Consider the following 25698-nt stretch of genomic DNA (forward strand, 5'->3'; position numbering starts at 1 on the left):
AATATTTTGATATATATTAAAATTTAGTATCATATATATTATAAATTGATTTGATATATATTAAAATAATTAAAAGATTAGTGTTCTACATAAAAAAACCATCAGTATTTCTACAGATGGTCTTTATTCTATTTTTGTAAGATCGGTATTACTTTACAATTCCAAACAAATCGTAATCTTCACAATCTGTGATTTCAACATTGTAGAATTCTCCAATTTTTAAATCCCCATTCTCTGCAGAAATCAATACTTCCGGATCTACTTCGTACGAATCAAATTCGGTTCTTCCGTAATAATAATCATCTTCTTTTCTGTCAATCACTACTTTTAACACTTCGCCCAAACGTTTTTTGTTGGCCTCCATGCTAATGTCTTGCTGAATCAGCATGATTTCCTCTTTTCTTCTCTCCTTTTCTTCTTGTGGAATATTATCGTCGTAGTGATTTGCAGCATAGGTATCTTCTTCGTCGGAATAAGGAAATACGCCCAAACGTTCAAATTTCATTTCCTGAACGAAATTTTTAAGATCTTCCATATCTTCCTCTGTTTCACCTGGATGGCCAACCAACATGGTAGTTCTAAGCGTAATTCCCGGAACTTCTTCGCGTATTTTCTTGATAAGATCAATGGTTTTAGCTCGATCTATACCTCTTCGCATCAAATTTAACATGTTGTCACTTGAATGTTGCAAGGCAATATCGAGGTAACGGCAAACTTTAGGATTCTCACGCATTAATTTTAAAATCCCGAAAGGAAATTGGGTTGGATATGCATAATGCAACTTGATCCATTCCAAGTCTTCAATTTTAGATAGTTCTTCTATCAATTCTGCCAATTTCGATTCTTTGTACAAATCGATGCCATAATAAGAAAGATCCTGAGCAATTACCAAAAGTTCCTTCACTCCTCCTTTTACAAGATTTCTTGCTTCTTCAACAATATCTTCGATAGGACGAGAAACATGTTTGCCTGTTATAATTGGAATTGCACAATAGGAACATGAGCGATTACATCCTTCCGAAATTTTTAGGTAAGCAAAATGCTTTGGAGTAGTAACAACTCTTAAATTTTTAAAATCTGGAACATAGTCTTTATTCAGCTCTTTTACCATGCCTTTCCAGTCGAACTTTCCAAAATATTTATCAACTTCCGGAATTTCCTCACTTAGTTGCTCTCTGTATCGTTCCGATAAACATCCCATCACAAAAAGCTTATCGATTCTACCATCCTTTTTCGCTTCTACATATTGCAAGATAGTATCAACCGATTCCTCTTTCGCATCGCCAATAAACCCACATGTATTAATAATAATGGTTTTGGCATCGCTATTCTCTTCTTCACAGGTAACAGAAAACTGGTTTGCATCGAGTTGTTTCATTAACAATTCTGTATCGACCAAGTTTTTTGAACAGCCTAAGCTTATAATGTTGATTTTATTTTGACTCATACGATCTTCTTATCTCAAATTAAATTTTGGCAAAAATAGGATAAATTACTCTTTTCACCATCTAGATATTTATTTTTGAATCTACTTAAATGAAAAAGGCTACCAAAAATGGCAGCCTGTCTTATATTATTTTGTTCGATCTTTTCAATCAAATAATGAAGCTACAAATTCTTCGCGGTTAAACACCTGCAAATCTTCCATTCCTTCACCAATTCCGATATATTTTACTGGTACCTTAAACTGATCGGAAACTCCAATCACAACTCCACCTTTAGCAGTTCCATCCAATTTGGTAATTGCCAATGCATTTACTTCGGTTGCCTTGGTAAATTGTTTTGCCTGTTCGAATGCATTCTGTCCGGTAGAACCATCCAATATCAATAGGATTTCATTTGGAGCACCAGGGATTACTCTGTCCATTACACGCTTGATTTTACTCAACTCGTTCATTAAGTTGATTTTGTTGTGTAAACGTCCGGCAGTGTCAATGATAACCACATCAGAACCTTCTTCTTTGGCCTTGGTTAAGGTTTCGAAAGCAACAGAAGCTGGATCGGCTCCCATTCCCTGATTCACAACAGGAACTCCAACTCGCTCCGACCAAATAATTAACTGGTCTACAGCTGCAGCACGGAAAGTATCGGCTGCACCAAGCATTACTTTTTTTCCTGCGTTTTTAAATTGATGTGCCAGTTTACCAATAGTAGTAGTTTTTCCAACACCATTCACACCAACTACCATGATAACATATGGATATTCTGATTTTGGAAGTTCGTAAGCATCGTAATCACCTTTATTGTTTTCTTCAAGAAGAGCAGCAATTTCCTCTTTTAAGATTCGATTCAATTCGGATGTTCCCAAGAATTTATCCTGAGCAACTCTCTCTTCAATTCGTTCGATGATTTTTAATGTTGTATCCACCCCCACATCAGAAGTAATCAATACTTCTTCCAATTCATCAAGTACATCATCATCAACGGTAGATTTACCAACAACAGCTCTGGAAAGCTTTTTGAATACACTTTCCTTTGTTTTGGCCAACCCTTTATTAAGATTTTCTTTTTTCGATTTCGAAAAACTTCCAAATAATCCCATTTCTTCTAAATTTTAAGCTGCTAAAGTACAAAAAATCGTAAACACAAACAATTAACAATAAACGTTTTAAAATAAAACAATAAAAGTTTTGATTTAAAGCACAAAAAAAAGCTTCCCAAATAGTCGGGAAGCTTTTATAATTCAGTATGATATGAATTCTTTACTTTTTAGCAAAGAAATCCTTTACGTTTTCATTTGGAACAATCTCTTCTTTAAAAGAGTATGCACCAGTCTTAGGTGACTTCACCATTTTGATTACTTTTGCGTAACCACGGCCTTCACCTTTCTGTAGGGTTGCTACTACTTTCTTAGCCATATCTTAAAATTATTTAATTTCTCTGTGAAGGGTTACTTTCTTCAAAATAGGATTGTACTTCTTCAACTCCATACGATCTGGAGTATTCTTTTTATTTTTAGTAGTGATGTATCTTGAAGTTCCTGGCATACCGCTTTCCTTATGCTCAGTGCACTCAAGAATTACTTGCACTCTATTACCTTTTTTAGCCATTTTCTATGCCTTTTTTAATAATTTTTAATAAATCCTTTTTCTTGAGCTTTAGTAAGTGCACCTTTTACACCTAATTTATTAATTAGACGTACTCCGGCAGCAGAAACTTTCAATTCAATCCAACGATCTTCTTCAGGAAGATAGAACTTTTTAACGAAAAGATTTGGATAGAATCTTCTTTTAGTTCTTCTCTTTGAGTGAGAAACATTATTTCCCACCATTACGCTCTTTCCAGTAATTTGACAAACTCTTGACATAGTCCAGATTATTTTTTTCCTTAAACGCTTTTCAAACAGGTCGCAAAATACGTAATAATTTTCTAAAAAATCAAATTATCTTACAACTTTTTACAGATATATTTTCAATCAGCCTCAATCACTCGCTAATCTGCAAAAACAATACGTTTTTATGATCTGCCAGATTTCAGAATAACAAACAATAAATATCTGAATTGTAAATTGAAGTGATCCTACATGCAAAAATAAAAAAATCCCTCCGAATTTGGGAGGGATTTACGCATTTATATTGAATTATTATTTATTCTTCCTCATTTAGAGATTTGAATCCTTTACCAATAATTTCATTTGCTTCGGTTACATTTACAAATGCTTCAGGATCTACCGATTTTACGTGAAGTTTTAAGATCTCAAGTTCTCTTCTACTCATTACAGAGTAAACCATTTTTCTTTCTTCACCCGAATAAGCTCCTGTACCAGTAAAAACGGTTGCACCACGTTTTAAATCTCCTTTAATCTTAGATACAATAGACTCATACTGATCTGAAACAATCATTACCGTTTTGTGATAGTTTGCTCCACTTACCACCATATCAATAATCTTACCCTCAATATAAATAATGATTAGTGAATAGATCGCAAACTCCCAACCAATTGCTCCTGTTTCTGTTGGCTGTACCAATGTAAACAATACAATTAAACCATCAACAATCATTACCAGTTTACCTAATGACAGCTTCGTATATTTTGCAAAAATCATTGCAATGATATCCGAACCTCCAGAGGTGGCTCTTGATTTAAAAATCATACCAATAGCAATACCATAGAAAACACCTGCCACAATGGTATTCAACATTGGATCGGCAATCACTTTTGGATACCCTGGAACAATGTGTGTTTCCATTACCCACACAGTCAATAAAATCGTAGCAATACTAACTATGGTTTTAATCCCAAATCGAGGACCTAAAATAATTGTACCAATAATTACCAACGGAACCTCCATTGCAAAAGTACAGTAACTAATTTTCCAGCCAAACAAAGTGTTTAGTACTGTTGCAATACCATAAACTCCACCTGGAGCCAATTTGTAAGGTACAACAAATAAGATGTCAGAAACAGCAAAAATGATACTACCCAAAATCAGGTAAGTGTATGCCGTTAACCATTCATTCGACAAGAACTTTTCTTTAGTAATAAAAGCCATTTTAATAGTGTTTGTTAAAGTGATAAAAATTCGCCGACAAAAATAGATTCGCCGATTTTATTTGCAAGGTTTTTACCCTTTTTTCTCGCTTTTACAAACACCTGAAAAACAGAACTAAAAGAAAGTTTGGCATATTTTTTTAAACAGTTTTTCAAAAATCGATTAAAAAAGACGTCAAATTTTCACTTATGAATAGGCAAGTACAAGTATTATTCCTGATTTTAAAATAGTAATAGAACAAAAAAAATAGAATATAAAACTACGATTATGTATACTAAATATATGTTTCAAGTTGTCACATCACGAAATTTTGCGTTATTTGAATAATTACTGAACATGTAAATATCACAAAAAGAGAGATTTCAACCTAAAACCACATCATCGATACCTACATTTGGCATTCGCTCCATTTTACTCACTTCTATGCTTAGAAACCCATATTCATCCATCACCCTACCTTCTATAACATAACAGCCAGGTCCACGAAATGGATATCCTTTAGCAACAGGAGGAAAATGCACAGTATCTAACCAATGTCCATCTAAATCTATCCAAGTTCCGAAATACATAATTTTACCATTATTGGCTTTTGTAGGCTTGCGATGAATTAAAAAACCAACAATTCTGATGTAGCGATTGATTAAACGAGGCAAATGACAAGCTTTTAGGGCGGAAGGCAAATCACCTTTTACCAACCGAAATGGTGATTGAACTGATAATCCTAATAATTCCAACTCGTCAAATGCATCTTCAAGCTTGTGTTTCCACAATTCAGGCAACTCAAATTCCTTTACCTCTGCCTGAAAAAGTGTTCTCTCTGGTTTGTTCTTCTTGTTATGCCCTAATAAAAAATGGGCATCCCACAATAACTCTTTCTTTCCTTTTCCTGTAAATCGAAAAGCTCCAATACGTATTAATATTATCAATTGCTCCAAACTGATTGGAAAACGCTTTACGAAATCGCGCAAGTTTTTAAAATTGCCATGCTCCTTGCGTTCTTCAATCAATTTTTTGCCTGTTGAGTGTTCCAAATCTCTTAAGAGATAAAATCCCAGCCAAATGGTATTTCTATCGATAATATTTTTCCATGAACTCTGGTTTACACAAGGCATTTCTACTCTGGCTCCATGCATTACCGCTTCGTGCAGATAGAGTTGTGCAGCATAAAATCCTCCTCCATTATTTAAGGTGGCTACCATGTATTCCAAAGGATAATATGCTTTTAAATAAAGTGCCTGAAAACTCTCTACTGCATAACTGGCCGAATGCCCCTTTGCAAAAGCATAATTGGCAAAACTCTCTATTTGCCTCCAAATATCGCTCACCACTGCATCAGCATATCCTTTTGCTTTACAATTGGAGAAAAATTTATCTCTCACCTTTGCAAATTCGTTTCGCTGTTTAAATTTCCACGACATTCCTCTGCGCAAGACATCTGCTTCATCTAAACTTAGATCGGCAAAATAATGAGCCACCTTAATTACATCTTCCTGGTAAACCATTACTCCATAAGTTTCCTCAAGTATATTATACAACTCAGGCAAGTTGCGTTGTGCCTGTTCTCTCCTTTCCTTATTCTGAAAGCGAATAATGTATTCTCGCATCATTCCACTTTTGGCCACTCCCGGACGAATAATGGAACTGGCTGCAACCAGGCGTTTGTAATCTTCTGCTTTCAATTTGGTTAAAAGCATGCGCATGGCAGGCGATTCCACATAAAAGCAACCAATAGCTTGTCCTTTTTTCAACATGCGCTTCACGCGGATATCCTCCATGAACAATTTGGTATCGTTAATGTCAATATCAACCCCATGGTTTTGTTTGATGATCTCCAAGGTATCCTTAATTTTTCCAAGTCCTCGCTGACTCAGAATATCAAATTTATGCAAGCCCAAATCTTCCGCTATATACATATCAAACTGAGTTGAAGGAAAACCTTTTGGCAATAACTCGGTAGCCGAATAGTTATTAATGGGCTCATCTGAAATTAAAATTCCACTAGAATGTATGCTGTTGTGACTTGGGAAACCACTTATATATTGACTGTATCGAATCACCCACTTTCCATACTCATCAGCTTGTGCTGGATTGGGATTTTTCTGCAAACGACTGATTTCTTCATCGGGCAAACCAAACACTTTGCCAATTTCTCGAAAAGCCGACTTATGACTAAAAGTGATGAAGTTTCCCAGCAAAGCAACATGATCCCAGCCATATTTGTCAAACAAATAACGTGTTACATCATCCCGATCTGTCCATGAAAAATCGATATCAAAATCGGGAGGTGATGATCGGAACGGATTGATGAAGCGCTCAAAGTAAAGGTCTAAGTCAACTGGATCAACATTCGTGATTTTCAATAAGTAAGCAACCAAACTATTAGCTCCGCTTCCTCGTCCAACATGGTAATATCCTTTGCTTTGTGCATAACGAACCAGATCCCAATTAATCAGGAAGTAGGAGCAAAATCCGAGCTTGTAAATCACTTTTAATTCCTTGTTTAAGCGATCTAAAATTTCATCTGTCACCTCTTTGTATCGGTAAGGTAATCCTTCAAAAACTTTCTGCTTTAGCAAAGTAAAATCCTCTTCTTTTGAATGCTGAAAAACCTGTTTATTCTTATTTGTTCCAAACACAAAGTCCATGCAGCAAGCAGCTAACAAGTTTTTTGTATTCTCAATAATTTCAGGATAATCTTTATACAATTCCAACAGTTCAGACTTACTTCTATATCTATCTTCAAAACTCGCCTGTTCTTCTTTCGAAAGCTTACTTAGTAGTGTGTTTCTATCAATAGCCCGCAACAGTCGGTGAATATTGTAATCTTTTTTGTTGCGAAAGCTTGCTGTTTGTAGAATTACCAGCTTATCTAGGCGATTCTTCCATTCAGAAAAAGGCAAATAAGGTAAATCCTGTGGTCTGATTCCAATGCATTCATTTGCTTTTAGATATCTATACTGGCTTTGAAATGGATAGATCACAAAAACTTCATTCAAATCAGGAGCTTCTGATTCAAATACCTTACTGGCATGCAGGTTTCCTGACAAAAACTCATTAATTTCCCGAAATCCGCTAGCATTTTTGGCCAGTAAGACATACTGCTGTTTCGCTCTATTCCTGATATCTGCTCCAACAAGCGGTCGTACATTAAATACCTTTGCCTGCCGTACAAAATCGAGACTCACGGCTGTATTATTAATATCAGTCAATACAATGGTATTGTGTCCTCCCGCTTGGCTTTCCTTTAAAACCTCCTCTACAGAAAGAGTTCCGTACTTAAAACTGTAATATGAATGGCAATTTAATAACATGCTATACAATGAAGAATTAACAATTAGTAATGATCAATTATCTATACTATTACTCATTGTTAATTATTAATTACTAACTGTTTTATCGTCTACGGTGAGCAGGAATAATTGGAGCTTGTCCGTTAAAAGGATTCATTCCTCCAATGGTTTTTACATCCATTCCTATGGCTCGTTTCACTGCATTTTTTCCATATCTATTCCGCAAGTAGTCCATTTTCTGATACAACTTAATGAGCTTTTCAGAATCTTCGAACAAACGAATTTGGTAAGTTCCTCCCACCAAATTGCTAAATCGAACTCCAATGAGCCGAATCAAAACCCGACGTTCATACATTCTATCAAACAGGTCGAGCACTGTAGCGATTAGTGTGTGATCGAGCGATGTGTAGGGAATTCGCTTCTGTTTGGTGTAAGTCTGAAAATCGGAATAGCGAATCTTAAGCGTCACGCAAGCAGTTAGTTTGTTTCCATTTCGCAGCTGATAAGCCAAGTTTTCAGCCATTGCAACCAAAATACTACGCATTTTCACTACATCAGTAGTATCTCGCTCAAAAGTTCGTTCTGTAGATATGGATTTTCTCTCACTCCAGGCAATCACTGGAGTATTATCAATCCCCTGTGCTTTTTTCCAAATCACTTGCCCATTTTTCCCCAGTACGCGTTCCATTAGCTCCATAGGCATTTCTTGTACAGTTCGTACTTTTTCTATTCCCATACTTCGCAACTTGTGGTAAGTTTTATCGCCTACCATAGGAATCTTTTTAATGGAAAGTGGAGCCAAAAATGGAACTTCATATCCTGATTCTATATTGATATGATTATTGGGCTTGGCCTCACCTGTTCCCACTTTAGAAACCGTTTTGCTGGTAGATAAACCAAAGGAAATGGGTAAACGAGTCTCCTTCATGATCTTTTCTCTCAGTTCCTTTGACCACATGTAACTTTCCTTTACAAAGCGATCCATTCCTGTTATGTCCATATAAAATTCATCAATCGATGATTTTTCGAACAAAGGCGAACGCTCCTTAATGATTTCTGTTACATGATCGGAATATTCGCTGTAAGTTCCACTATTCCCCCTAATCACAACAGCTTCCGGGCAAAGCATGCGCGCCATTTTCATGGGCATGGCAGAATGGATGCCATATGCACGAGCTTCATAAGAACAAGCGGCTACCACTCCTCTATCTGATGTTCCCCCTATCAAGACCGGTCGATTTTCCAATCTACTGTCCAACAACCTCTCACACGACACAAAAAATGTGTCTAAATCCATATGCAATATTGTCCTTTTCATTAGATGTCGATATTTTCGTCATAATCCTGTCAATAATTTAGTCTATTCTCCTTATCTTTGAAAGAAAAAAGCATGTTTTTTGCAGATAATATCAAGTTCCTTCGCAAGAGAAGAAGAAAATCGCAAGCCGATTTGGCTGAACAATTGGAGATTACAAGAACCACACTAGCTGGCTATGAAAAAAGCGTTCAACCACCTTTTAAAGTACTGGTGAAATTCGCTGAATACTTTAATGTTTCCATTGATGCTTTAATAAGGTATAACCTGCAGGAATTATCGGAATTTCAGCTTTCACAGATCGAAGATGGATTTGACATTGATGTAACTGGCAAAAAACTTCGTTTGCTTACCATATCGGTAAATCAGGATGGAGAAGAAAATATAGAAATGGTTCCCTTAAAAGCACAAGCTGGCTATACAAATAGCTATGGCGATTTGGATTTTATAGAATCACTACCAAAATTCTCTCTCCCATTCTTGCCCAAAAATAAGACCTACAGAACTTTTCAAATTGAAGGAGATTCCATGCTTCCCATTCCCGAAGGATCGTGGGTAACGGCATCTTATATTCAAAACTGGGAAACGATTAAAGACGGCACGCCTTGCATTATTGTTACCCAGGAGGATGGTATCGTATTTAAAGTGGTATACAAGCAACTTGAGAAAAATCAATCTCTCCTATTGGTTTCTTCAAACAGAAATTATAAACCTTATGAACTGCAAATTGGGAAAGTAGTAGAGATCTGGAAATTTGAGACTTATAATGGCTTTGAGATTTTATAAGTAAAAAAATCAAAAAAAAAGTGTAACTAATCATACTCCTCCCTTACTAAATAGATAAAGAACAAAACACACTCACATTGAAAAAAGAAGATCTATTTAATCAAATTCTATCGGATAATAGTGATCGAATACAGCGGATATGTCGTTACTATAATTCGAATGCCGAAGATCAAAAAGATATGTATCAGGAAGTACTGATTAATATCTGGAAGAGTTTGGATCAATTTAAAGGAAAATCGGCAATTAGCACATGGGTTTATCGTGTAGCTGTTAACACATCGCTAAGCTTTACAGGCAAAAGCTACAGAGAAATGCAGCTAATAATAAACACCGATACGCAAAATCTAAGTTCTATTCTGGACAATGAAGATTTGGAAATCAAGCGAAAAGAAGAAAAGCAATTCAACCAACTTCAAAATGAACTAAATATGCTTTCTGTGATTGACAAAGCCTTAATATCTCTTATGCTTGAAGGATTAAGCATGAGAGAAATTGCAGATGTGATCGGCATTAATGAACCCAATGTGAAGGTGAAAATTCACCGCATTAAAACACAATTAAAAAACAAATTAACAGGAGGTAAGCATGAACTTAAATAAAGCAAAGAACGAAAAAGTTAATCTGGATCAATTATTAGGAAAACTTAAAAAGGAGGATAGCAATTATTCTAACCTATGCAAACGAATGAAGATTGTTTATTGGATTTTCATCCCACTTTACACGATCATTGCCTTTATACACTATTTTGACACAAAAGAACTTACTGATTTGATTGCAGGACTGCTCCTTGTAGCAGCATTTTTAATATTTGCACTAGTATTTGGAAGCTACCAAAAAGAATACAAAAATGTTGATTACTCGCTGCCTACCCTTCTCATGTTAAAGCAAGCAGCAGAAAGGTATCATCCATTCCGAAAAAAGAGCATCCTGATATTTCTTGCTGTTTTTTTAATGAATGCCAGTTTTAATCTCAGATCTCAACCATTATTTAATACTATTGAATCTCAAATTGTTTTCTTTTCGGTTTTTACGCTTGCAATCATCATAGGTCTAATAATTTGGTATTTTAAATACAAACCACTTCGCGATAATGCACTGGCAAATATTGCCGAAATTGAGGGTAATTAAACCTCCAGGTAATTTTTTAACATCTCATTAAAACAAGCTAAACAATTGCAAGCTTACCTTTGCATTATCAATCAAAAAAACACAAGCAAATGAAAGTAGTCGCATTTAATGGTAGCCCAAAAAAAGAAGGCAACACCTATCATGCATTAAAATTAGTGTGTGAACAGTTGGAAGAAAAAGGTATCGAGACCGAAATTGTAAACGTTGGTATAAAAAATGTAAAAGCATGTACGGCCTGTAATATGTGCTTTAAAAATAGAGATGAAAAGTGTGTCATCAAAAATGATGATGTGAATATTTGGATTCAGAAAATGAAGGAGGCCGATGGGATTATTCTTGGTTCTCCAGTACACTATTCATCATTAAGTGCCGGAATGAAATCCTTCCTCGATCGTGCATTTTATGTAGCTGGTGCTAACGGATCATTGTTCCGTCATAAAGTAGGTGCTTCAGTCGCAGCCGTTCGTCGTTCAGGTGGATTACCTGTTTTTAATGAATTGAACAATTACCTGACTTATTCGGAAATGATGATCCCAACATCGAACTATTGGAATGTGATTCATGGATTAATGCCGGGTCAAGTTCATCAGGATGAAGAAGGGGTTCAAATCATGAGGGTATTGGGTAAAAATATGGCTTACCTAATGGAAGTAATGAAAAATGGAAAAGAAACAGTAGAAGCACCTGAACAAGAAAGAAAAATACTTACCAATTTTGTGAGGTAAAGGCATATCATTGTTATAGAAGAAGCTGTCAATTTATAATTGTCAGCTTTTTTGCGATTAACAAATCATTAACAACCACCACACTTGTTGATATTCAACATACTACACATCCATGTAACCATATTTCAGCTCTGTGCGATATTGATTTCTTTCCTCTTTAGCTCTAACATTGCAGCGTATTTCAAACAAGAATGATGAGAGCAATTTTAATTTTACTAATGAGCATCAGCCTTTGTTTTTCGCTTGATGCACAAACTAAAACAACAGAGATGAAAGATCAAAAAGTTTATCCAAAGAGCTTTTCCCATATTGGGATTACAGTGCCTGATTTGGACAAGGCAGTGAAATTCTACACCGAAGTAATGGGTTTTTATGTAATTATGCCTCCAACCGAAGTCTTGGAAGAAAATGAGACAGCAATTGGACAAATGTGTATCGATGTATTTGGCAAAGGATGGAACAGTTTCCGCATTGCGCACCTTTCAACAGGCGATCGCATTGGAATTGAACTATTCGAATTCAAAGAAAGTCAACCAAAAGCTCCGGAATTCAATCCATTCCAAACTGGATTGTTTCATTTCTCGGTTCAGGATCCGGATGTAGAAGAATTGGTTCAAAAAATCGTTGAACATGGAGGAAAACAGCGTATGCCTATTCGCGAATATTATCCAGGTGATAAACCATACCGTATGTGTTATGTAGAAGATCCATTCGGAGTAGTATTCGAAATCTATTCCCACTCCTACGAACTTCATTATTCACCAGGAGCGTACAAGTAATTCTCTTTCGCAAAATTTTGTCCCCATTGATCCAGTTCAAGAATGATGGGGATAATGCTTTTTCCCGCCTCAGTTAATCCATACACGACTTTTGGTGGCACTTCAGGGTAAACCTCCCTACTTACCAAACCATCACGCTCCAAAGCCCTTATCGAGAAGGTAAACATACGATTAGAGATACCATGAATGCTTTTTTGTAACTCACCTGAACGCATTTCACCATCTTTCAAGTGAAACAAAATAAGCGATTTGTACTTATCACCTATCAATTGTAAAGTAAAGGCCAGAGAACAAACAAACTTCTTTCCCTCGTAATTGATGATTTTTGAGTTGCAACAATCTTTGGTCATAGTCGAATCTTATTTGATAACAAATATAAGCTTTTGCTGGCAAAGAAAAATCGCCAGTCTATAACTAATAGAGTGACGATTTAAGATTATCATTACAGTTTTTTAATCTACTCTACTTCAAACCACTGCGCTTCAATAGAGGATCGATCGATGGTTCTTTTCCGCGGAATTTCAGGTACAAATTCATCGGATGATCGCTTCCGCCCTTTTCCAAAACATTTTCTCTGAAAGCATCGGCTGTTGCCTTATCGTAAATGCCATTCTCTTTAAATGCCTCGAAAGCATCAGCATCCAACACTTCAGCCCATTTGTAACCGTAGTATCCAGCAGCATAACCACCTGCAAAAATGTGTGAAAATGAGGTACTCATGCAGCTTCCGTTCACTTTAGAGAATAATTCAGTTGAGGCCATTGCCTGGTCTTCGAACTCTCCCACTGGATTCGTAATTGGCTCTTTTACACTATGCCAAGCCATATCATTTAAACCAAAGCTTATTTGGCGAACAAAGCCATATCCACTTAAGAAATTGCTGCTATCAATAATTTTCTGAATCAGTTCCTGAGGAATTTTCTCTCCTGTTTTATAATGCGCTGCAACTTCGTCCAACCATTCTTTACGGAAAGCAAAGTTCTCCATAAACTGCGATGGCAACTCTACAAAATCACGATACACATTGGTTCCCGACAAAGCACTGTAGGTACATTTCGAAAGCATACCGTGTAATGCATGACCAAACTCGTGCAAGAAAGTGGTTACCTCATTAAAAGTCAATAAAGATGGTTTGGTTTCGGTCGGACGAGTAAAGTTACATACAATTGAAATGTGTGGTCTGTAATCCTTATTTTCCTTCATGTACTGATCTACAAAGGAAGTCATCCATGCACCACCTTGTTTGGTGCTTCTTGGGTGGAAATCGGCATAAAATAGCGATAAAAAGTTTCCTTCTTGATCTGACACTTCGTATACATCCACTTCTTCGTGATATTTAGGGATATCAGTATTCAACTTGAACTGAATGCCATACAATTTTGTAGCCAAATCGAAAATTCCCTTTTTCACCCTCTCCAACTCGAAGTAAGGACGAGTGATTTCATCGTTAATATCAAATTTCTCGGTCTTTAACTTTTCAGCATAGTAGGCCCAATCCCATCTTTGCAAATCGAAATCTGCCCCAAGCGATTTTGCATATTCATGCAACTCCTTAAATTCCTCTTGCGCTTTTGGCATTGATGCATCCAAAAGTTCATTTAAGAATTTGATTACATTGTCTGCCGATTTTGCCATTCTTTCCTCCAACACGTAATCCGAATAGGTTTCGTAACCTAATAGGTGAACCTTTGCCAAACGCAATTCCACAATGCGATGAATGATCTTTTGATTGTCGAATTTATCGTTAAAACATCGCGAAGAATAGGCCTTGAACATTTTCTCACGCAATTCGCGCTTATCGGCGTATTGCATAAAAGGAACATAGCTAGGAAATTGAAGGTTAAAGATCCATCCTTCTTTCTCTTTTTCCTTGGCTAAAGCCGATGCAGCTTCAAGAATTCCTTCAGGCAGGCCTGCAACATCCTCCTCTTTCGTTAAATGAAGTTCAAAATTATTGGTTGCTGCCAAAACATTCTCGCCAAATTGCAAGGTTAATTTTGAAAGTTCTTTCGAGATTTCTCTGATTTTCCCTTTCTTCTCTTCATCCAAATCAGCACCTGATCTAACAAAAGACTTGTATCTATCTGTTAAAAGCTTAGTTTGTTCTACATTTAAATCAAACTCATCTCTTTTTTCGTACACCTGCTTCACTCTTTTAAAGAGTTTCTCATTCATGATAATATCATTTGAAAATTCGGTAAGCATAGGTGATATTTCACGCGCCATAGCCTGCATTTCATCATTGGTGTGGGCATGATTTAAATTGAAGAAAACCGAGCCTATTCTATCCAGTTGCTGCCCCGAATATTCAAGACCCTCAATGGTATTTTTAAAAGTTGGTTCTTCAGTAGAATTGGCTATCGCATTAATTTCCGTTCTGGCATTTTCGATACTTTGCTTAAAGGCTGGCATGTAATGCTCCAATTCAATTTTATCGAATGGAACAGATTGGTATGGTGTTGAAAATTCTTCTAATAAAGGATTTTTACTCATAATATATCGTGATTTAATAATTTCTCAAACAAAGATAAGAATTGAACATACAAAATCAGGGCTGAAAAAATCTTATTTGAAAAATTTTAACAAACATTATAATTTCAAATACAAAACAGTCATATATCATTTATTTTCTACACATTACACAGCTCAATCATAAAAGCTTTTCAATTCAAATATTAATCTCGGAAGTTTTCGACAGACTACACACTCTCAATAATCTTGTTTGCAATGAATTAAATCCCAAAAGAATGTTTATATTTGACTTGGTTTTATTAGGGGGAAACTTAATAACCAAATGAATTCCATTATGAAAGACTTAAGATTATTACACAAAAAAGCTGATTTGCTTGTATCATTCTCTGGTACATTCAACTCTTTCATTGCCCCTCTTTTCCCTAAATCACCCAATTCTTTTCGCTTTCCCATGTGGGTACGATAATTTCTTACTAATTAAAGTATTGCTTTAAGTAGTAAATCACTATTCATAAAGCATACAAGCATTTATTGCATTTTTCGCATATAGAAAAACATGCAATACAATCATTTTCATCTTGCACCAATATTTGGGCAGCAAGATGTAGTTTCGTACACCAAAGAAAATCAAGTTTCATGAAGCGAATTTGCATCAAAATAGGCTCTAACGTACTTACCAAAAGTACGGGCCAAATCGACAAACAAAGAATTAAAAACATTGTATTTCAGATATCAGAATTAAAGAAGTTGGGATATCAGTGCATTCTTGTATCATCAGGTGCTGTAGCAGTTGGTAGAAGTAAAATCAACCTGAATCAAAAAACAGATACCATATCAGCACGCCAGGTATGGTCATCGGTTGGGCAAGTTGAATTGCTAAACATTTATTCAAAATACTTAAAAGAGTATAATCTACAATGTGCACAGGTATTGGTAACAAAACAGGATTTTAGAACCAGGGAGCATTATCTGAACATGAAAAATTGCATCAGTTCCCTCCTGGCCAATGATATTTTGCCTGTAATCAATGAAAATGATGCGGTTTCGGTTACCGCGCTAATGTTTACCGATAACGATGAGCTTTCCGGTCTTATCGCATCGATGATGGACTGTAAAGCACTTTATCTGTTAAGCAATATTAATGGGATCTATACAGGAAATCCAGAAGATCCTAATGCAAAATTGCTAAGAACCATCAATGGAGATATCAATCGCTTAAAACAGTATATCACCACCAAAAAATCAAATTTCGGACGTGGTGGGATGCTTACCAAATGTAGTATTGCCGGAAGAATAGCCAAATCAGGTATACCTGTACACATTGCCAATGGTTCAAAGGATAATATTGTTCTTGATTTAATAGCAGATCATGAAAATGTGGATCACACCGAATTTACAGCCTATAAAAAAGCATCAACGGTAAAGCAATGGCTTGCCGGATCTGATGGATTCGAAAAAGCACATGTAATTATCAACCATGGCGCTGAAGAGGCTTTAAATTCAAATAATGCCACAAGTTTGTTACCTATTGGTGTAACTGATATTAATGGAAATTTTGAAAAAGGAGATATTGTAAAAATCATGAATGAGAAAGGCAAAGTTTTAGGATTAGGCAAAACTTCCTACAGCAAAACCAAAGCAGAACTTCACATGGGAAAAAGTGGAGCCAAACCATTGGTTCACTACGACTACCTATTCTTATATTAACAATTAATTTACTGATGATTACATATCTTTATCTTACATTTAAATTCAAATACCATGAATACCAAAGAACAATTCCATAAAATCAAAGAAGCATCCAGAAAAATGCCTCTTTTATCTACCCAAAAGATTGATGAAATTCTATTAAAACTATCCATAGCAATTGTTGATTCCAGCTCTGCTATTTTAGCAGCAAACCAAAAGGATTTAGAACGAATGTCAGCCGAAGATCCAAAATATGATCGATTGTTACTAAATCATGAGAGAATAATTGGGATTGCAGGCGGTGTAAAAAATGTTGCCAGATTAGATTCTCCATTAGGACGCAAATTATCTGAAAAAAAGCTCGAAAATGGTTTGTTGATTGAAAAGATGAGCGTAGCATTGGGCATTGTTGGCGTTATTTATGAAGCGCGACCAAATGTAACCATTGATGTTTTTGCGCTTTGCTTAAAATCGGGAAATGCTTGTATTTTAAAAGGCGGAAGCGATGCCATGCACTCTAATCAGGCCATTGTGAAGATCATCAAAAACACATTGGAAGAAGAAAAGGTGGATCCTGAAATTATTCAGTTGCTGTCACCAGAACGAGAAGCGGCAGTAGAGTTAATGAATGCACAAGGATTTGTAGACGTTCTGATCCCACGCGGATCACAGAATTTAATCAACTCGGTTCGTGAAAATTCTAAAATTCCGGTAATTGAAACTGGTGCTGGCATTGTACATACCTATTTTGACAAAGATGGAGACCTTGAAAAAGGGAAAAACATTATTTACAACGCCAAAACAAGGCGTGTAAGCGTTTGTAATGCACTCGACTGCCTCATTATTCATTCTGATAGATTAAATGATCTTCCTGAACTTGTAAATCATTTAAACGATAAAAATGTAGAAATCTATGCTGACCAAGACTCCTTTGAAGTTCTAAAAGGTTCATATCCTAATCAACTTTTGATTCAGGCAAGTGAGGAGTCTTATGGAACAGAATACCTAAGTCATAAAATGTCAATCAAAACAGTAAATGATTTTGAGTCTGCACTTAATCACATTTACAAATACAGTTCAAAGCATAGCGAAGCAATAATTAGTGAGAACAAAGAAACCATAAAAGCCTTTTATTCAATGGTTGATGCTGCAGCCATTTATTCCAACACTTCAACTGCATTTACTGATGGTGCACAATTTGGATTGGGAGCTGAAATTGGTATCAGTACACAGAAACTTCATGCGAGAGGACCAATGGCTTTGGAGGAGTTATGCTCTTACAAATGGATTATTACTGGTGATGGTCAGATAAGAAATTAAATGCCATGCCCGAATGAAATTTAGATCATTCGGGCATTTTTTGTCCATTTTATATTTATCATTGAACATTTTCTGGTTTATATTGTATTAAGAAAAAACAATAAATGAAGATGATGGACAAATACGCTTTAATTTGGCTTAGAAGAGATTTAAGATTACAAGATAATGCAGCGATATATCATGCCTTACAATCGAAATACAAGCTTTTATTCTATTTCAATTTTGATACAGAAATTCTAGATCAATTGGAAAACAGAAATGATGCTAGAGTAACTTTCATTCACACCGAACTTCAAAGAATCAACCAACAACTCTCACAATTTGGATCTTCCTTAATCGTAAAACATGGTCAAGTACAGGAATGTCTATTACAAGTGATAAAGGAATATCCAGTAGCGAAGATCTATACTAATAAGGATTACGAACCATTCGCTATATTCAGAGACATGAACTGCAAAGATATTTGTGAATCTCAACAAGCAAAATTTCAACTTTTTAAAGATCAAGTGATATTTGAAGAGCGAGAAATCCTTAAAAAAGATGGAAACCCTTACACGGTTTATACTCCATACATGAAGAAATGGCGATCTGAATTCAATTCAAAGGAACACCTACCCTATTCATATGAACTAAATTCCTCGAATATTGCTCAAGTTGAATTTAGAGAAATACCATCTTTATCGGAGATTGGATTCAGTAAATCTTCGATTAAGATCCCAGCCATTAATTTATCTGCGGACATGCTCAACCATTATGATTCTAGAAGAAATTTCCCAGCCTTACAAGCCACGTCAAATTTAGGTGTACATCTTCGTTTTGGCACCATTAGTATTCGCCATGCAGTGCAAGAAGCGTTAAAAGGTGATGACCAATTCTTAAATGAACTGATTTGGCGAGAATTTTTCATGCAGATCTTAGTCAACTTCCCAAAAGTTGAAAGCGAATGCTTTAAATCGGCTTACAACAATATTCAGTGGCTGAATAATGAAGAAGAGTTTGAACTATGGACAAATGGCAAAACAGGCTTTCCTATTGTAGATGCCGGCATGAGAGAATTAAAGGCTACAGGCAACATGCACAATCGCGTTAGAATGATTGTTGCCAGTTTTTTGGTTAAAGACCTATTAATAGATTGGCGTTGGGGTGAAGCATATTTTGCCAATCATTTGCTTGATTACGATCAAGCTGCCAATAATGGCAATTGGCAATGGGTAGCCGGATGCGGCTGTGATGCAGCTCCCTATTTTAGAGTATTTAATCCCATTGAACAACAAAAGAAATTCGATCCTAATTTTGAGTACATCAGAAAATGGGTTCCTGAATTGGGTACAGACTCCTACCCTGAACCAATGATTGATCACAAATTTGCGAGAAATAGAGCTCTGGAGACGTATAAAAAAGCTATCAATACATTTTAACAATTTATTATCTGCTAAGTATACTATCCTATTTCACAAATAATCAAACTTTTATAAAGTTAACTATACCTACGTTCATAATTTTTTACAAGAAAATTTTAACTTGCCTTGTAACCATTCCCATATTCCCGGGTAACCAATACAGAAGAAAGAACAAAACACGCTAGCAATTAATTTTATTGTGAAAAACAGAGATGACGAACAATTAATGATTTTGGTAAGATCTGGTGAATTGAATGCATTATCACCCTTGTTCGATAAGTACCATATAAGACTTTATAATTTCTTTCTGAGATTGACAAAGAACCAATCTATTAGTGAAGATCTTGTACAGTCGGTATTTCGAAGAATATTGACCTATCGAAAGACTTATAATGAACAACACAAATTCCGATCGTGGATGTATCAGATTGCAAGAAATGTTCATGCGAATTATTATCGGGATAATAAATTAGTGATTTCAGACTTTAGTGAACCTGAAAAAATCGAATATGAAACCGATTCGGCCATAGAAGAAATGGAAAAGGAATCCAGAAAGAGAATCTTATATGAGGCGATGGACGGATTACAAACAGATCAAAAAGAGATCATAGAGCTCAGTCGATTTCAAGGTTTAAAATACCGAGAAATAGCCGAAATAACAGGTCTAAGCGAAACAGCTGTAAAAGTAAAAGCCCATAGGGCCATAAACAAACTAAGAGAACTTTATTTTAAACTGGCTTAAATTAAACAAGAATGAATTGCAAATACATACAAGACCTTCTAATAGAATTCCTAGAGAACAATTTGAATCAGGAACAAACAAATGAAGTTGAGAAACATCTTACCACTTGTGAAAATTGTAGGAATGAATACCAACTTGCCAAACAATTTTTGCATACGATAAATGATATTGAAGATGAACAACCAAGCGCTAATTTAAGTGTGAATTTCAACCAAATATTAGAAGAGGAGAAAGAAAATCTGCGCCAAGAATCGATTCAATTTAAAGATCAAAAACAAAACAATTATAAGTTTGGTGAATTTCTGAAGTATGCAGCAGCTATTTTTATCATTTTTGGAATTGGGTTTTTATTGGGTAAAAACTCACCCTCTACCAATGATCAAAACATGATAATTGCAAGTTTGCAATCGGATTTGAATAACATGAAGCAAAATTTAACGATGGCTACTTTAAAACAACCAACCAGTAGTCAGAGATTAAAGGCTGTAAACATTTTGGAGAAGCAAGCTGTAGCAGATGATAAAGTTTTGTCTGTATTGGTACAAACCTTGCAAAGCGATGCCAATGTAAATGTTAGGATGGCAGCAGCAAATGCACTTACCAAATTCGCACAGCATCCCTTGGTTAGAAATGCCTATCTCGAAGCCTTAAAAAATCAAAAAGAACCTTCTATTCAAATCACTTTAATCAATATACTCATCGATATTCAAGAAAACAGGGCTAAAATTTTACTGGAGGAGATTTTAAAGGAAGACAACAACCTTCCGGTAGTTAAAGAAATGGCCAAAGAAGGAATTAAAGTTTTTGTTTAGAATAGATTTTGAAATACAATATGCCGGCAGCTCAATTAATATCAATTTTTAAAACATCGAATAATGAATACACTGAATAGACTCCTAATTATCTGCATCCTGATTACAGGAGCATTAAACCTTAAAGCTCAAAATTATGAATTGGCAGTTAGACAAGGTGATCAAATTTGCATTGAAAATCTTCTTGGCGAGATTAAAGTTGAAGAACACACTGGTTCAAAATTGATCATCGAGACGAATTATGAGAAAAAAATTCCAGCACGAGCCAAAGGCTTAAAACCAATTTATGGTAGTGGACTAGATGACAATACCAATATAGGAATCAACTCTTCAAAAGAAGGATCAATTCTTACCTTAACGGGATTAGGTAAAGTTACTCAGCACAAATATTACTTCTTTAAAATCCCTAAAGGCATAAACCTTAAAATTAACTGCAAAAGTCCATTTGCTTCATCAAAAACCATTGAGATTAATAATTTCAGCTCAGAAATAGAAATCAATACCTTAATGCCAAGTGTCAAGCTTGATGAAGTTACTGGTCCTGTAATCCTTGATTTGATCAATGGTGATGTGGACATCAACTTTAATAGAATAAACCAGGAAAGCCCTATTTCTATCTCCGCAATTAATGGAACGGTCGACATTAAAATGCCTTCCAATACGCCGGCCAATATAGCATTGAGTAGCATTAATGGCGAATTCTATACCGATTTTGACATTAAAGTTGACGAAAAAGAAAAGAAAGGTCTTTCGTATGTTGGTGGTGGCAATAAAATTAAAGCCCAAATTAATGGTGGTGGTGTAAACTTTAAAGTAAAAACCATCAACAACAACATTTACCTTAGAAAAAAATAGAGCCAACAGGCTGCTTCGGACCCTTGTTTCATTCTAACTCTTGCAAATTAAAGAGAGTTATGCTTAAGAAAATCATTTTTCCCCTGGCAGCCTTTTTTGTGCCCTTTTGTTAACAGTTTCAAAACATCAGAAATATGAAAAAATCAATTTATATCACATTACTACTCTTATTGGGGACAATGTTTGCTAATGGACAGAAAATTGTTGAAAAATCTGTAAAGATCTCATCAGAAGAGAAAGTCTCTTTGGAGTTTAAATTTGCTGATGACATTAAAATTTCGACCTGGGATAAAAACGAAGTGTATGTAAAAGCCTCTGTTAATATCAATGATAATGAGGATAATGATGCTTTTCGATTTAATGTAAACTCATTTTCTAAAGGCATCGAAATCGAATCGGAGATTGAAAACATGGAAGATTTACACAGAACCACAATCATTCAGAGAGAACAGAACAAAGATGGGAAAACAGAAACCATTACAACCAATTCCATTGACATGGAGCTTTTCTTTGAAGTAAAACTACCTCGAGATGCCAGATTATCAATCAATACCATTAGTGGTAACATAAACATTGTTGGCTTACAGAACAAAATGGAGATAGAAACCATTAGTGGATTCATTGACTTGAGTCTACCAAGCAAGCAACAAGCACATCTGGTTCTTAATACAGTTACTGGTGAAATGTATACCGATTTTGATTTGAATACAAAAGACAAGGGAGAATTAAAACATTATCACAACGGTAAATTCACGGCATCATTAAATGGTGGCGGAGAGGAAATTTTCCTAAAAACGATAAGTGGTGACATCTTTCTACGAAAAGACAAGTAATATAATTGCTTTGCTTCTTCTCACAGAAGATTTGTTATTACCTTTTTTTACACAGCTTAAACCTTTGAGATAATTACAACTCAAAGGTTTTTGTTTGTTATAAGCCTTCTTTTAAATTCAATAATTACTCATTGTAAGAGTAGATTTCGTAGTTTTAGCTTTTCAATATCAATTAACCTAAGATAGAAGCAAAATTACACCTATGAATCTTGATTTTTATTCAAAACGCATACAGAATTTTAAAGAGGAAGTTCAGCTGTTAAAAAAAGCAAACCGCAAATATTCAGCAATTAGATTGTTTAGTGCAGTTGGAGCTTTTGTTCTTTTTTATGTCATTCTTCCCTATTCAATGCCTGCAGCTATTTTTGTTGCTGTCATTTTAATTGGAGCGCTGGCCTATTTTGTTCGTAAATACAGCAGAAATGAGAAAAACATCAAGAGGCTTCTGAAATTGATTGAAATCAATGAAAATGAATTGAATTGCCTGGAAACAAGGCATAGTAATCTCTATAACAATGGCAAGGAGTACGAAATACATAACCATCCTTACAGTTCCGATTTGGACATGTTTGGTGAACACTCCATTTACCAATTGATTAATCGTTGCGTAAGCAAGAGCGGAAATGACTGTTTGTCCTCCTACTTATCTGCTCCAGCCAACAACAACACCATTGCCCAAAGACAAAAAGCCATTCAAGAGTTAAGCAATAAAATAGATTGGCGCCAGAATATCATACAATACGGTTTACAACGAAAACTAAAAGCAGATGATCCAGATTTTGTAAGTAAATGGGGCAAAATGCCATCCCCTTTTCATGGCAATAGAAAATTATTGCTTGCCATCTCCATTTTACCATTTCTGTCGCTTCCAGCACTAGTTTATGCAATGATAGGTTCTTCCATTCCAATTTTGATTTTGCTGATGATTAGCATCGCAATTCACTACTTTAATTTCAAGAAGGTAGGCATTGCTCATAACAGCACCTCTAAACGTGCAGACATGCTTAAGATTTATGCAAAAATCATTGAAGAGTTTGAATCTGAAGATTGGCAATCGGAAAAATTGAATGAGATCAAACAAAAGCTAGCGAGTAATGATATTAAATCATTCCAAAAAATTAGAAAACTTGGAAAATTAATTGAGCTCCTTGATCAGCGATACAACATGTTGGTTCAAATCCTATTCAATGCACTTTTCTTTTATGAATTGCACTTGCTTTTCCGCATCGATAAATGGAAAACAAAGTATGGACTTGAAATAGAAAACTGGTTTGAAAGTATTGGTAAAATTGAAGCTTTAAGCAGCATGGCCAACTTAAGTTTTAATCATCCGGAATGGACTTTCCCAATAATTGTTGAGGATCACTTTAGACTGGAAATGAAAGACGCTGGTCATCCTATGATTGATGAAAGCAAGCGTGTTTGTAACGATTATGAAATGAAAGGTCCTGGAATGGTTCATATTGTTACAGGATCGAATATGGCCGGAAAAAGTACCTTTTTGCGTACCATAGGTGTAAATGTGGTGCTTGCATTGAGTGGTGCCCCGGTTTGTGCAAAGCAAATGCTGATTTCAAATGTTGAAGTAAATACTTCGATGCGAATTAAAGATTCTATTGAAGAAAATGAGTCATCCTTTTATGCAGAACTTAAAAGAATTCAACAAGTGCTTGATAAGGTAAACAAAAAAGAAAATGCATTGCTTTTACTTGATGAAATCCTTAGAGGAACCAATTCCAAAGACAAACACACAGGTTCGGCTGCACTAATCAAGCAATTGGTAAAATACAATGCAGTTGGCTTGGTTGCCACCCACGATTTGGAATTGTCTGTTTTGGAAGATGAATTGCCTGGTCATGTGGAAAACAGGTTCTTCGACATTAAAATAGATGGTGAGCAGTTGTACTTTGATTATAAAGTCCAAAATGGTGTTTGTAAAACTTTTAACGCACCTATTTTGATGAAGAAAATGGGCATTGAAATGGAACTAATAAACAATGAATAGTTCGCAATTAATAATTAACAAAAAAAACCGACCCAAAACTGGCTCGGTTTTTTTCTATCATCACTATTGGACGATTTATTCTGCTTCTAATTAAATTAGATAATAGATTGCATTGCTGTAAAAGGAACAGCAACAACTATTCTTTACTAAGGTTGTTCTCAGAATTCTGCTTAAACTTTATAATGGCATTTACTCTTTTGCTTGATCTTATTGTTCCCACTTTTGTTTTTATTTCTTTTGACAGGGATAACTTATGATCAAATTTGCTTTGCATCAATTTATGATCGGCATTAAATACATTTTTTACTTGAATAAATCCTTTTGGATCTTGAAATGTATAATTCAGGCTTATATCTGAAAATTTCCTTCCCATAAATGTACCATGGGGCAATTCATACAAGCTATCTACAACAAATGGTTCCTTTGGCCTCAAGAGCATTTTATCAAAAATACGAATCAGATCTTCCGGGTTTAAATGATTTTGAATTTCGGGAACCGGATTATATTCATTATTAACGGTAATTTCTGCCAAAGGGAATTTAAATTCAGATTGAAAATAGCAGCTATCGGTTTTTATGATTGTAAATTTAAGTCCTTTGATTCTTTTAAGATTCTGTAATGCTTTCTCTTGCTTGGCCACTGTTTCTTCTCCAAAACTTATGCGTCCTGCATTTTCGTTTATTTTCTGAACCAACTGAACACTGTCTTTTTTTGTATCAAAAACAAAGCTTAGAAATGGTCCAGGCATGATATACCGAATATCCATAAGCTCAAAAGTGTACGTACTATCCCGGCTTATTAGTTTCCAATAGCTGGTACTTTGCAAGCTGGTTTTGGTCATATTGATATTCATCGGTACTTTTTTAGAAATAATGGTGTTTTTGTCCAGTTCAAAAAAAGTGGTGTCGTTTTGTTGAGGCTGCAACTGTACAAACTTTGGTTTGGCTGCATTGGTTTGCTGTTGTGTCTTATTATTAGAACAGGCAATACTTACAAAGAGTAATAATAAGTAGAGTGCCGTTTGTTTCATATATCCTTTGTTTAAACAATGATT

24 protein-coding genes are annotated in these 25698 nt (G+C 35.4%); 13 read left to right on the plus strand and 11 right to left on the minus strand.

Annotated features, from left to right (window positions below; genetic code table 11):
- Nucleotides 1-148: 148 nt before the first annotated feature.
- The 8 genes from rimO to dinB form a co-directional block, all read right to left on the minus strand.
- A complete protein-coding gene (gene rimO, locus JCM15579_RS16610) occupies nt 149-1447 on the minus strand; it encodes a 30S ribosomal protein S12 methylthiotransferase RimO (RefSeq protein WP_054721829.1) in 1299 nt (432 codons plus the stop codon).
- 144 nt (nt 1448-1591) lie between these two features.
- Nucleotides 1592-2542, minus strand: a complete 951-nt coding sequence (gene ftsY / locus JCM15579_RS16615; protein WP_054721832.1) for a signal recognition particle-docking protein FtsY — start codon at nt 2540-2542, stop codon at nt 1592-1594.
- Nucleotides 2543-2702: 160 nt separating this feature from the next.
- The gene (locus JCM15579_RS20095) at nt 2703-2858 is read right to left on the minus strand and encodes a DUF4295 domain-containing protein (protein ID WP_083464733.1); all 156 of its coding nucleotides are present in this window, start codon (nt 2856-2858) and stop codon (nt 2703-2705) included.
- 9 nt (nt 2859-2867) lie between these two features.
- Nucleotides 2868-3050 (minus strand): 50S ribosomal protein L33, encoded by a 183-nt coding sequence (rpmG, locus tag JCM15579_RS16620; RefSeq protein ID WP_054721833.1) that lies wholly within the window; start codon nt 3048-3050, stop codon nt 2868-2870.
- A 14-nt stretch (nt 3051-3064) separates the two neighbouring features.
- Nucleotides 3065-3307, minus strand: coding sequence for a 50S ribosomal protein L28 (gene rpmB, locus JCM15579_RS16625; protein WP_054721835.1), 243 nt, complete (start codon nt 3305-3307; stop codon nt 3065-3067).
- Nucleotides 3308-3587: 280 nt separating this feature from the next.
- Nucleotides 3588-4493, minus strand: coding sequence for a YitT family protein (locus JCM15579_RS16630; RefSeq protein WP_054721837.1), 906 nt, complete (start codon nt 4491-4493; stop codon nt 3588-3590).
- Nucleotides 4494-4855: 362 nt separating this feature from the next.
- A complete protein-coding gene (locus tag JCM15579_RS16635) occupies nt 4856-7804 on the minus strand; it encodes a DNA polymerase III subunit alpha (protein ID WP_054721839.1) in 2949 nt (982 codons plus the stop codon).
- Between the two features lie 82 nt (nt 7805-7886).
- Nucleotides 7887-9101 carry a DNA polymerase IV gene (dinB, locus tag JCM15579_RS16640; protein WP_054721842.1) on the minus strand — a complete coding sequence of 405 codons (1215 nt, stop codon included), beginning with the start codon at nt 9099-9101 and terminating at the stop codon, nt 7887-7889.
- Between the two features lie 72 nt (nt 9102-9173).
- Here dinB and JCM15579_RS16645 point away from each other — a divergent pair, with 72 nt between their 5' ends.
- The 5 genes from JCM15579_RS16645 to JCM15579_RS16665 all read left to right on the plus strand — a co-directional run bounded on the left by JCM15579_RS16645 (nt 9174) and on the right by JCM15579_RS16665 (nt 12516).
- Nucleotides 9174-9884 (plus strand): XRE family transcriptional regulator, encoded by a 711-nt coding sequence (locus JCM15579_RS16645; protein WP_054721844.1) that lies wholly within the window; start codon nt 9174-9176, stop codon nt 9882-9884.
- A gap of 77 nt (nt 9885-9961) precedes the next feature.
- Nucleotides 9962-10483: an RNA polymerase sigma factor gene (locus JCM15579_RS16650; protein WP_054721846.1), complete on the plus strand. Its 522-nt coding sequence runs from the start codon at nt 9962-9964 to the stop codon at nt 10481-10483.
- Complete coding sequence (locus JCM15579_RS16655) at nt 10470-11012, plus strand: hypothetical protein (RefSeq protein ID WP_054721848.1); 543 nt, start codon at nt 10470-10472, stop codon at nt 11010-11012. The genes JCM15579_RS16650 and JCM15579_RS16655 overlap by 14 nt, the downstream gene beginning before the upstream one ends.
- 89 nt (nt 11013-11101) lie before the next feature.
- A complete protein-coding gene (locus JCM15579_RS16660) occupies nt 11102-11737 on the plus strand; it encodes a flavodoxin family protein (protein ID WP_054721850.1) in 636 nt (211 codons plus the stop codon).
- Between the two features lie 269 nt (nt 11738-12006).
- Entirely contained in the window at nt 12007-12516 is a 510-nt protein-coding gene (locus JCM15579_RS16665) for a lactoylglutathione lyase family protein (RefSeq protein WP_054721918.1), read from the plus strand.
- Here JCM15579_RS16665 and JCM15579_RS16670 read toward each other — a convergent pair.
- Nucleotides 12492-12866, minus strand: coding sequence for a winged helix-turn-helix transcriptional regulator (locus JCM15579_RS16670; protein WP_054721852.1), 375 nt, complete (start codon nt 12864-12866; stop codon nt 12492-12494). The genes JCM15579_RS16665 and JCM15579_RS16670 overlap by 25 nt on opposite strands.
- A gap of 112 nt (nt 12867-12978) precedes the next feature.
- Nucleotides 12979-15009, minus strand: coding sequence for a M3 family metallopeptidase (locus JCM15579_RS16675; RefSeq protein WP_054721855.1), 2031 nt, complete (start codon nt 15007-15009; stop codon nt 12979-12981).
- 615 nt (nt 15010-15624) lie between these two features.
- On the opposite strand from JCM15579_RS16675, the gene proB reads away from it, so the two are divergent.
- From proB to JCM15579_RS16715, 8 genes are all read left to right on the plus strand, one after another.
- On the plus strand, nt 15625-16695 hold the full coding sequence (gene proB, locus JCM15579_RS16680; RefSeq protein ID WP_054721857.1) for a glutamate 5-kinase: 1071 nt from the start codon (nt 15625-15627) through the stop codon (nt 16693-16695).
- A 54-nt stretch (nt 16696-16749) separates the two neighbouring features.
- Nucleotides 16750-17997 carry a glutamate-5-semialdehyde dehydrogenase gene (locus JCM15579_RS16685; protein WP_054721859.1) on the plus strand — a complete coding sequence of 416 codons (1248 nt, stop codon included), beginning with the start codon at nt 16750-16752 and terminating at the stop codon, nt 17995-17997.
- A gap of 110 nt (nt 17998-18107) precedes the next feature.
- Nucleotides 18108-19415, plus strand: coding sequence for a cryptochrome/photolyase family protein (locus JCM15579_RS16690; RefSeq protein WP_245625957.1), 1308 nt, complete (start codon nt 18108-18110; stop codon nt 19413-19415).
- A gap of 181 nt (nt 19416-19596) precedes the next feature.
- Nucleotides 19597-20139 (plus strand): RNA polymerase sigma factor, encoded by a 543-nt coding sequence (locus JCM15579_RS16695; protein ID WP_083464735.1) that lies wholly within the window; start codon nt 19597-19599, stop codon nt 20137-20139.
- 11 nt (nt 20140-20150) lie between these two features.
- Nucleotides 20151-20951 (plus strand): HEAT repeat domain-containing protein, encoded by an 801-nt coding sequence (locus tag JCM15579_RS16700; RefSeq protein ID WP_054721861.1) that lies wholly within the window; start codon nt 20151-20153, stop codon nt 20949-20951.
- A 63-nt stretch (nt 20952-21014) separates the two neighbouring features.
- Nucleotides 21015-21806, plus strand: a complete 792-nt coding sequence (locus JCM15579_RS16705; RefSeq protein ID WP_054721863.1) for a DUF4097 family beta strand repeat-containing protein — start codon at nt 21015-21017, stop codon at nt 21804-21806.
- A gap of 134 nt (nt 21807-21940) precedes the next feature.
- Nucleotides 21941-22639, plus strand: coding sequence for a DUF4097 family beta strand repeat-containing protein (locus tag JCM15579_RS16710; protein ID WP_054721865.1), 699 nt, complete (start codon nt 21941-21943; stop codon nt 22637-22639).
- Nucleotides 22640-22841: 202 nt separating this feature from the next.
- On the plus strand, nt 22842-24644 hold the full coding sequence (locus JCM15579_RS16715; RefSeq protein ID WP_054721867.1) for a MutS-related protein: 1803 nt from the start codon (nt 22842-22844) through the stop codon (nt 24642-24644).
- Between the two features lie 136 nt (nt 24645-24780).
- Here the strand turns inward: JCM15579_RS16715 and JCM15579_RS16720 are convergent, their stop codons facing one another.
- Nucleotides 24781-25674: a hypothetical protein gene (locus tag JCM15579_RS16720; protein ID WP_054721872.1), complete on the minus strand. Its 894-nt coding sequence runs from the start codon at nt 25672-25674 to the stop codon at nt 24781-24783.
- Nucleotides 25675-25698 lie beyond the last annotated feature (24 nt).

It is taken from the genome of Marinifilum fragile JCM 15579, from assembly GCF_001310955.1.
Taxonomy (GTDB): domain Bacteria; phylum Bacteroidota; class Bacteroidia; order Bacteroidales; family Marinifilaceae; genus Marinifilum; species Marinifilum fragile.